The organism is Pseudomonadota bacterium (assembly GCA_030860485.1).
Classification (GTDB): domain Bacteria; phylum Pseudomonadota; class Gammaproteobacteria; order JACCXJ01; family JACCXJ01; genus JACCXJ01.
In genome coordinates this window covers 1-7,999 of sequence record JALZID010000114.1, presented here as the reverse complement: position 1 = coordinate 7,999, position 7,999 = coordinate 1, and the positions used below count along the sequence as shown (strand labels likewise).

Below are 7,999 nucleotides of genomic sequence, written 5' to 3'. Positions count from 1 at the left end.
CGTTGTCCTCCCCCATAAAAAGGGGATATTGATCTCATCCACCCAAAACGTCAAGCACAGCATGACCCCGACACAACGTGCATCGAACATTGCCGAATAATGTTAAAAATGAGGGGATCCTTAAGGGGTAAACCCCGTGTTGCCCATGAGCACCGTATTGACCATCCCGCGATGCTCGGCCAGGTGTTGCAGGAGCCCTCGCACCGGCTCCAGATACCTTACGCCTTTTTCCTCTTGTTCGGCGATGGCCCGGTCGCGGCTGTGCTGGCCGAGGACCACGGCGATCAGAAACAACGCGGGCACCCAGCACGATGCCCACGAGCACGAGCTTCAGCGAGAACCTCAATCTGGCCAGTAGGTTCATAATGACTCTCCTTCGATGTCGGTATCTCGATTGCCGAGTATCCGCCTTTCAGATATTCCCCATTGTCAGATATTCCCCTGCGGAACCTGGTCGGACGGGACCTCCTGAGCTATGTCGCCCCGAGTATCATCAATGGGGCCCATGCGGGTTTCGACCAGCCGATCGATATCGAGCAAGATGAGCATCTTGTAGGCGACGGTCGCAAGCCCGGTCACGAACCCCGCCTGGGCGGCACTGCCGAAATCGGGCGCCGGCCGTCGCTCTTCCGCGCTCACGTCATATACGTCAGAAACCGCGTCCACGACGAAGCCCATGGTTCGCTCTCCACCCTGTCCCGTGACCTTGAGCATGATGACCACGGTGGTCTTGTCGTAATCCACCGTCTTTATCCCGAAGCATCTGCGCAGATCCACGATGGGTACGATGGTGCCGCGCAGGTTGACGACGCCTTGTATGTAGTCCGGGGCATTGGGGATCTCGGTCACCCCGTTCCAACCCTTGATCTCCTGTACCCGCAGGATGTTCACGCCATACTCCTCCCCCGCCAGGATGAACGTCAGATACTGATCGGAGCCAAGACCGGCGGTGAGGTCCAGGGCGCCGAAATCGTTCGCGGGTCTCGTGCTCATGGTGCGGCCCTCAAGCTGCGATGCGGTGTTCGTACGGAAGAGACGCTGAGCGCAGGGGTGGAGAGCGCCCACGCGACATGGCGACGAGACCCTGGATATCCAGGATAAGGGCCACGGTACCGTCGGCCAGGATAGTCGCCCCCGATATCCCGGTAACGCGCCGATAATTGGTCTCCAGACTCTTGATGACCACCTGCTGCTGGGCCAGCAGGTCGTCCACATGGATCCGGCCTTCTGTCCGTCGCCCTCGACGACCACCAGAAGGCCGGCGTCGAGCCGCCGGTTGTCGGGAACCACGTTCAGGACCTCATACAGCCGGACAATGGGAAGATATTCATTCCGCAGGTGATATAGCTCGGCGGTGCCCGCCATGGAGCTGACTCGATCCTTTCTGACTTGAAGCGATTCGATGATGGACACCAACGGGATCACATAGACGTGTGCGCCCACGCGAATGAGCTGACCATCCAGGATCGCGAGCGTCAGCGGCAGCTTGATGAGGAAAGAGGAGCCCTGACCGACCCTGGAACGCACCTCCACTACCCCCCCCGAGGTCCTTGATATTTCGCCGGACCACGTCCAGCCCGACCCCGCGGCGGAGAGTTCCGTCACCTCGGCGGCGGTGGTGCGGTCCTCAGGCAGGGAATCGCCCTCCGCGATGAGCCCGCGCGCGCGCGCCCGGGCCAGGATCTTCCTGGAATCGGTGCCGGCCCCGTCGTCGGCGATCTCGATGAGGATCCTGCCTCCGGAGTGGTAGGCGTTGAGGTGCAATACGCCGGTCTCCGGTTTACCGGCGGCCCTGCGCTCTTCCGGCGTCTCGATCCCATGGTCCAGGGCGTTGCGGATCAAATGGACCAGGGGATCGCCGATCTTCTCCATCACGGTCTTGTCGAGCTCGGTGTTCTCACCCGACACCCTGAGCTCGACGTTCTTGCAGAGCTTGTGGCCGAGGTCTCGCACCAGGCGCGGAAATCGATTGAAAGAGAAGCTGATCGGGACCATCCGGATGCCGAGCACGCCTTCCTGCAACTCGCGTGTGTTGCGTGCGAGCTGTGCCAGACCGTCGCGCAGCCGGCCGCCAATGGAGTTATCAGCCCTCTGTGACGATAGCTCCTGTCCGCATTGGCTCAGCATCGATTGGGTGATAACCAGCTCGCCGACCAGATTGATCAGGGCATCCATCTTCTGGATGCTCACGCGGATCGAGCTCTGCTCGGCGCCGGGCGATTGCTGCAATGGGTTCTGGGGCTGCCGCCGTTCGAAACCGGTGCGGGGCGGCTCGCCGTGCGCGTTGCCTGCGGGATGTGGATCATCGAAGACCGGCTTGTAGTGATCGGCCTCGGGCACCTCCGGCAGCACTGGTTCCGGCAACGGTATCGGGCCCCCGGACGCGGGGGTGATGACCAGATCGCAGTCGCCCTCGACCCACTCGAAGACCTCGCCGATCGCCTCGCCCCCGACATCGCTGTCCAAGGTGAGGTCCCAGCCGAGATAACAGGATTCCGGGTCCAGATCGCCGAAGGCGGGCAGACGGGAGATGTCTGCCGAGACCGCCAGCTTGCCGGCGCCCGCCAGCGCGCGAAACAGTCGTAACGGGTCGTTTCCGGTCTTGAACAGGTGTGGAAAGGGACGGAAGCCGATGCGCCAGATCGCGCCGATTGCAGCGTCTTTGCCCTCGGGTTCATCAATGGATTTGCGCACCGGTGCTTGGAGAATCTCGATCCTCGAATGACCGGGGAGCAGGCTTTGCAACTGGGCCTCCGAGGCGGCGATATGCCGGTCGTCGTGGCCGCCACCGTCTTTCATGGCCAGCACCGTCTCTCTCAGGCAATCGACGGCCGCGAGCAGTGCGTCCACGAGCAGTCGATCGATCCCGGCCCTGCCGGCCCGAACATGGTCCAAGAGCGTCTCCATCGCATGGGTCAGGCTCGCGATCGCCGAAAACCCGAACATCGCGCTGCCGCCCTTGATGGAATGCGCCACGCGGAACAGCGTATTGACGGCCTCCGTCTCCACCTCACCGGGGAACAGGCTCAGGAGGCCGGTCTCCATGGTCTCCAGGCCTTCGAGGCTCTCTTCGAAGAACGTCTGATGGAACTGGGAGAGGTCAATCGACATGAGGGGTCACTCCGCTCGCGCTCGACAAAAACCAGCGCATCTGGTCCGATGGGCTCCTCGCGGAGATCGACAAGCTCATTACCCGATAGGCCCGCTCGCATCACGAACCCGCAGCCGACCACCCGGCGCTGCCGAGTGCAGTCGGCCGAAACCTCTGCTGCTTCTTGTAAAGGGGGATCCGCGCGGCCGGGGCTCGACACCCGGGCGCCGCAGCGGGGCTCATCCCAGCACTTTCTCGATGGTGGCGAGCAGCCGATCGGGATGGAAGGGTTTTACCAGCCAGCCGGTGGCGCCGACCGCCTTGCCCTCCGCCTTGCGTTCCGGAGACGATTCCGTGGTCAAGGTCAGCATCGGAACGAATCGATAGGTAGGGAGTTTTCGAAGCTCTCGGATCAGGGTGATGCCGTCCATCTTGGGCATATACAGGTCGGTGAGCACCAGGTTCACCGGGCCCACCCTGGCTTTGTTCAGGGCGTCTTCTCCATCTACCGCCTCGAGGACCTCGTAACCGGCGCCTCTCAGGGTGAAGGAGACCATCTGCCGAATGGATGCGGAATCATCGACGGTCAGTATATCGTTGCCATCGTTTGTGCTCATTGCTCATGACATAGGAAGGCGAGCAAGGCGCTGTGTCCTTACGGGCGAGGCTAGCGTCACCGATTGCGCAGGCATTACGCACGTGCTGCCGAGTGTGGCGCGGACAGTGCAAACAATGCGTTCGAGTCGGACGACAGCGATGAGACCGGCCCGTGCCGGTTCCACACGGCCCAGTTCCCGGGATCCTCCACGACAAGGCACCGCACATGTCAAGGATCCGACTACGGAGCCCGGAATGGTATGTAAGCCGCTCATAGTCCGACACTTACCGATTGTGGTACTGCAATTGCCCTTAGTTGGCCAGCGCGTTCCTACAGACAACATTTCGCTCGCGCGACGGAGGGGATGGGCACAGAGCTCTGGTCAACTTGGACCGGTCGCTTCTGCCGCGATGGCGGTAGGTGGGCCGATGACGGAACCGAATAATGACGGAATCATACCCTTTGGAACCCGCGCGGTCGGCTCCCGCCAGGATACCGGCTGGCGACCGGCCGCCCGATGCAGCACGCCCGATACGGGTGATCGCCGTGACGAGCGGTAAGGGCGGCGTAGGTAAAACCACCGTGGCCATCAACCTGTCTACCGCGATCGCCTCGCTCGGGAAGGGTGTCACGCTCATGGACGCCGATCTGGGCCTCGCCAACGTCGATGTGATGTTGGGGCTCAAGCCCGTCCTCAATCTTTCCCATGTGCTGGACGGTTTATGCGGCCTGAAAGACGTGGTCGTGACCGGTCCAGGCGGGATCAATCTCGTTCCGGCCGCCTCGGGGTTGCGTCGCATGACGATGCTGAGCAAGGCGGAGCATGCCGGCCTGGTCTATGCCTTCAGCGGGCTGTCGGACGTAACCGACGTTCTTGTGATCGATACCGGCCCCGGCATGTCGGATACGGTCGCGACGTTTTGCAGCGCCGCGCAGGAGATCATCCTGGTCGTCACGAATCACCCGGCCTCCATCACGGACGCCTATGCCACCATGCGCATTCTGAACCACGACTTCGGCCGGTCGCGATTCCGGCTCCTGGCCAATAGGTGCCGGCACCCGCAAGACGGCGCCGATCTGTTCCATGAGCTTATGATGATGACCGACCGGCTTACGGACGTCACGATCGAGCCCATCGGAACGATCCCCTATGATGCCCGCCTTCAGCACCCGGCGGCGGCTGCCGGCGCCCATTGCCACCGGTATCCCGGTAGCCCCGTTGCGGCTGCCTTCAAGCAACTCGCCCTGGACATCGAGCGATGGCCTGCCCCGACGTATCTCAGCGGGGGGTTGGAATTCTTCGTCGAACGCATAGCAAGGTCGGGTGTAACGGATCCGAGGTCGCAACTATGGCCGCAGTCATGATGGACAGCAGCGCTCTGGAGAGAAAGTCGCAAGCCCCCGACCGTGAAGACGGTCCGGGGCTGGTGTCACAATATTCGCCGCTCGTTAAACGCATCGCCCATCACCTCATCAGCCGCTTGCCGCCGAGCGTTCAGGTGGACGACCTCGTGCAGGCGGGGATGATCGGGCTCTTGGAGGCTGCGCGTAATTACGATGCCACGCAGGGCGCGAGCTTCGAGACCTATGCCGGGATCCGGATCCGCGGCGCCATGTTGGATGAGATCCGCAAGGGAGACTGGGCCCCGCGATCCCTGCACAGAAGGACCCGGGCGCTGGCCAAGGCGGTCCACGACATCGAGGCCGAGCACGGCCGCGATGCCCGCGATACGGAGGTGGCGGAGCGCATGGGGATCTCGCTCGAAGAGTATTTCCAAATCCTCCAGGACACGAGCGCCCACAAGGTATTCAGCTTCGAGGACGTCCCCAGCCGGGTCGAGGCCGTCTCGGAAGGCTTCACGCAGAGGATCCCGGCACCTCATGAATACGCGGCGAATCAAGATTTCCAGGAGGCGCTGGGAAAGGCGATCGCGAGCCTCCCGGAACGCGAACGTTTGGTGATCGCGCTCTACTACGACGACGAGCTCAACCTGCGGGAGGTCGGAGAGGTATTGGGCGTCAGCGAATCGCGGGTATGCCAGATACATTCACAGGCCATGATCCGGCTCCGAGCCAGAATGGCGGATTGGACCGACGACGATTGATATACTGGCCACGGCCATAAATCGCCTCCTTAGATCCCCTCTCCTTCCGGAAGAGGGCGCCCAACGACCCCTCTCCCTCCGGGAGAGGCACTGTCTTTTCTCCCTCTCCCTCCGGGAGAGGGTTGGGGTGAGGGGATCAAAAAAGGGCGATTCGTGACCGTGCGTGGTATAGGCGGGTAAGCGCCGGTGATTGGAGAGTTGAGATGAGCAAGACTATCAGGATCCTGGTGGTGGATGATTTCTCGACGATGCGCCGCATCATTCGGGCGTTCCTCGGCGACTTGGGATATACCGACGTACACGAGGCCGGTGACGGCAACGCGGCGCTCGACCTGCTCAAGGCCCAGCCGTTCGATTTCATGATCACCGACTGCAACATGCCGGCGATGACGGGCCTGGAGCTCTTGAAGGCGGTACGCGCCGAGCCCGCAACCAAGGCCATGCCGGTCTTGATGGTGACCGCCGAAGGCAAGCGCGATCAGATCCTGGAAAGCGCCCAGCTCGGCGTCAGCGGTTATATCGTGAAACCGTTCACGGCAGAGACGCTGAAAGACAGGATGGAATCGATCCTCCAACGGATCGCGGCCTGAGCCGCGCCGCCGGCGCATGCGCATCTAAATGCACTCAGTCTATTTCTTAGCTCAATCTAGAGATCTATGATGAAGCCACTTTCAAGGATCAAAGCTGTTATGAGCGCTACCGGTGTAGCGTTGGCCTTGGCGTCTGGCTCGGCAATGGCGGAGCTTTCTAAGAAGACCGTCCGGAAGATTGCGAATCAGGAAATCACCAAGAGAGCTCCTGCACTCATCGGCGCAACCGGTGCTCAAGGTCCGCAAGGTCCGGCCGGTGCTCAAGGTCCAGCCGGGGCGCAAGGTCCAGCCGGCCTAGCAGCCGCTCAACGCTATGTCCGTGTGCGCGCTGACGGGACTGTGGATGCATCACGCTCCGTTGGTGTCACTCAGGCCAACGTCGTTCTGGATTCTCCCGCTGTGCCTGCTGCCTTCTCCATCTGCTTCACAGGCTTGCCGCTTGTGAAAGGCGGCCAGGTATCCGTGGACTTCTTTGGGGTGCAAAGCAACGAGACGGCTCAGTTCGGCGTATCGAGCACTGCTGGATGCGAGAGTTTCGTGGTCGTTTTCGACGCTGCCGGCAATGCAGTCCCCGGTGGGTTCTTTCTAAGCCTCTACTAGCTAGGCTCCATCAATCTGACAGTCACGGTGGCGACGCCTCTCACCAGCGTTTTTCACACTAACAACATCATGAACCAAATAACTGGTGGTTCGCCTTAAACGGTTCGCGGTATTTCGACAAATACCACAAAGAGTGTATGAGTCTGAACACAAAAGAAGGCGTAATAGCGCGGTTCGCATATTACCGTACCAAGTAATCCTCTAGACCTGAGTGGGAGAACCGAGTTGGAAGGCCAAGACCAACTGACGCTGGCGAGAGACCTCGTGAAGGCCTTGGAGACCGGCGAGCGAGGCCAAGCCGATCGCATCGTGAACGCGCTGGCACATCGTCTCGAATCGAGCGTCTGCTCGCAGATCGCGACCATGACCGAGGAGTTGCGGAAGGCGCTCTGCGATCTCGAAGGGGATGTCGAGGTCGCCGGACTGACCCTGCACGAGATTCCCGATGTCAGGGACCGGCTCCACTATATCATCGCCAAGACGGAACGGGCCGCGCACCGCACGATCAGCTCGGTCGAGACGCTACTGCCGATGGCGGAACGGATTTCCGCGGGCGCCGAGAAGTTGATCGAAGATTGGTCGCGAATCGAATGGGAGGGCCTCGATTCGACCAACCTCGGCGCCTTGCGGGATCGCGTCATCGAGGTGGTCGGCCAGCTCCGGAGAGACTCCCGGGCCTTACACGACGGCCTATGCGAGATCCTCGTCGCCCAGGACTACCAGGACCTGACCGGCCAGGTGATACAGCGCGTCGTGCAGCTGCTCCAGGAAGTGGAGGCGAAGCTCGCCACCATGGCATCGTTGTCCGGCGGCATCGCAAAGCAAACCCGTCCGCATGGGCACGAGGCCGAGCCGGAACGGTCGGACGAGCAGCCTGCAGCGCGGCCTCGCGTCTTGACCAGCCAGGGAGAAGTAGACGAGCTGCTCGCAGCCCTGGGGCGCTAGCTAGCGCCGCTTGACCCTGTAGAGCGGCCGCCCTAATCTCTTGCCATTAGGGTCGCCGCCGCCTATAAGG

General features: G+C 61.7%; 8 protein-coding genes and 1 pseudogene. 5 read left to right on the top strand and 4 right to left on the bottom strand.

Going from position 1 to position 7,999, the window contains the following annotated elements; genetic code table 11:
- Positions 1-120 precede the first annotated feature (120 nt).
- The 4 genes and pseudogenes from M3461_06725 to M3461_06710 all read right to left on the bottom strand — a co-directional run bounded on the left by M3461_06725 (position 121) and on the right by M3461_06710 (position 3,708).
- The gene (locus tag M3461_06725) at positions 121-303 is read right to left on the bottom strand and encodes a hypothetical protein (GenBank protein ID MDQ3774069.1); all 183 of its coding nucleotides are present in this window, start codon (positions 301-303) and stop codon (positions 121-123) included.
- A gap of 126 nt (positions 304-429) precedes the next feature.
- Positions 430-993 carry a chemotaxis protein CheW gene (locus M3461_06720; protein ID MDQ3774068.1) on the bottom strand — a complete coding sequence of 188 codons (564 nt, stop codon included), beginning with the start codon at positions 991-993 and terminating at the stop codon, positions 430-432.
- 10 nt (positions 994-1,003) lie between these two features.
- A pseudogene (locus M3461_06715) lies at positions 1,004-3,045 on the bottom strand (chemotaxis protein CheA).
- A gap of 285 nt (positions 3,046-3,330) precedes the next feature.
- Positions 3,331-3,708, bottom strand: coding sequence for a response regulator (locus M3461_06710; GenBank protein MDQ3774067.1), 378 nt, complete (start codon positions 3,706-3,708; stop codon positions 3,331-3,333).
- Positions 3,709-4,181: 473 nt separating this feature from the next.
- Between M3461_06710 and M3461_06705 the strand changes: the two genes are divergently transcribed.
- The 5 genes from M3461_06705 (at position 4,182) to M3461_06685 (ending at position 7,929) form a co-directional block, all read left to right on the top strand.
- Entirely contained in the window at positions 4,182-5,054 is an 873-nt protein-coding gene (locus tag M3461_06705) for a MinD/ParA family protein (GenBank protein ID MDQ3774066.1), read from the top strand.
- Positions 5,054-5,794, top strand: coding sequence for an RNA polymerase sigma factor FliA (locus M3461_06700; GenBank protein MDQ3774065.1), 741 nt, complete (start codon positions 5,054-5,056; stop codon positions 5,792-5,794). Before M3461_06705 ends, M3461_06700 begins: the two co-directional genes overlap by 1 nt.
- Positions 5,795-5,997: 203 nt before the next feature.
- The gene (locus tag M3461_06695; GenBank protein ID MDQ3774064.1) at positions 5,998-6,384 is read left to right on the top strand and encodes a response regulator; all 387 of its coding nucleotides are present in this window, start codon (positions 5,998-6,000) and stop codon (positions 6,382-6,384) included.
- Positions 6,385-6,483: 99 nt separating this feature from the next.
- Positions 6,484-6,984 carry a collagen-like protein gene (locus M3461_06690; GenBank protein ID MDQ3774063.1) on the top strand — a complete coding sequence of 167 codons (501 nt, stop codon included), beginning with the start codon at positions 6,484-6,486 and terminating at the stop codon, positions 6,982-6,984.
- A gap of 225 nt (positions 6,985-7,209) precedes the next feature.
- Entirely contained in the window at positions 7,210-7,929 is a 720-nt protein-coding gene (locus M3461_06685) for a protein phosphatase CheZ (protein ID MDQ3774062.1), read from the top strand.
- Positions 7,930-7,999 lie beyond the last annotated feature (70 nt).

Coding starts and splice junctions, on each gene's coding strand:
- M3461_06720 (MDQ3774068.1), bottom strand. CDS start 993: ATGAGCACGAGACCCGCGAACGATTTCGGCGCCCTGGACCTCACCGCC.
- M3461_06690 (MDQ3774063.1), top strand. CDS start 6,484: ATGAGCGCTACCGGTGTAGCGTTGGCCTTGGCGTCTGGCTCGGCAATG.
- M3461_06695 (MDQ3774064.1), top strand. CDS start 5,998: ATGAGCAAGACTATCAGGATCCTGGTGGTGGATGATTTCTCGACGATG.
- M3461_06700 (MDQ3774065.1), top strand. CDS start 5,054: ATGGACAGCAGCGCTCTGGAGAGAAAGTCGCAAGCCCCCGACCGTGAA.
- M3461_06710 (MDQ3774067.1), bottom strand. CDS start 3,708: ATGAGCACAAACGATGGCAACGATATACTGACCGTCGATGATTCCGCA.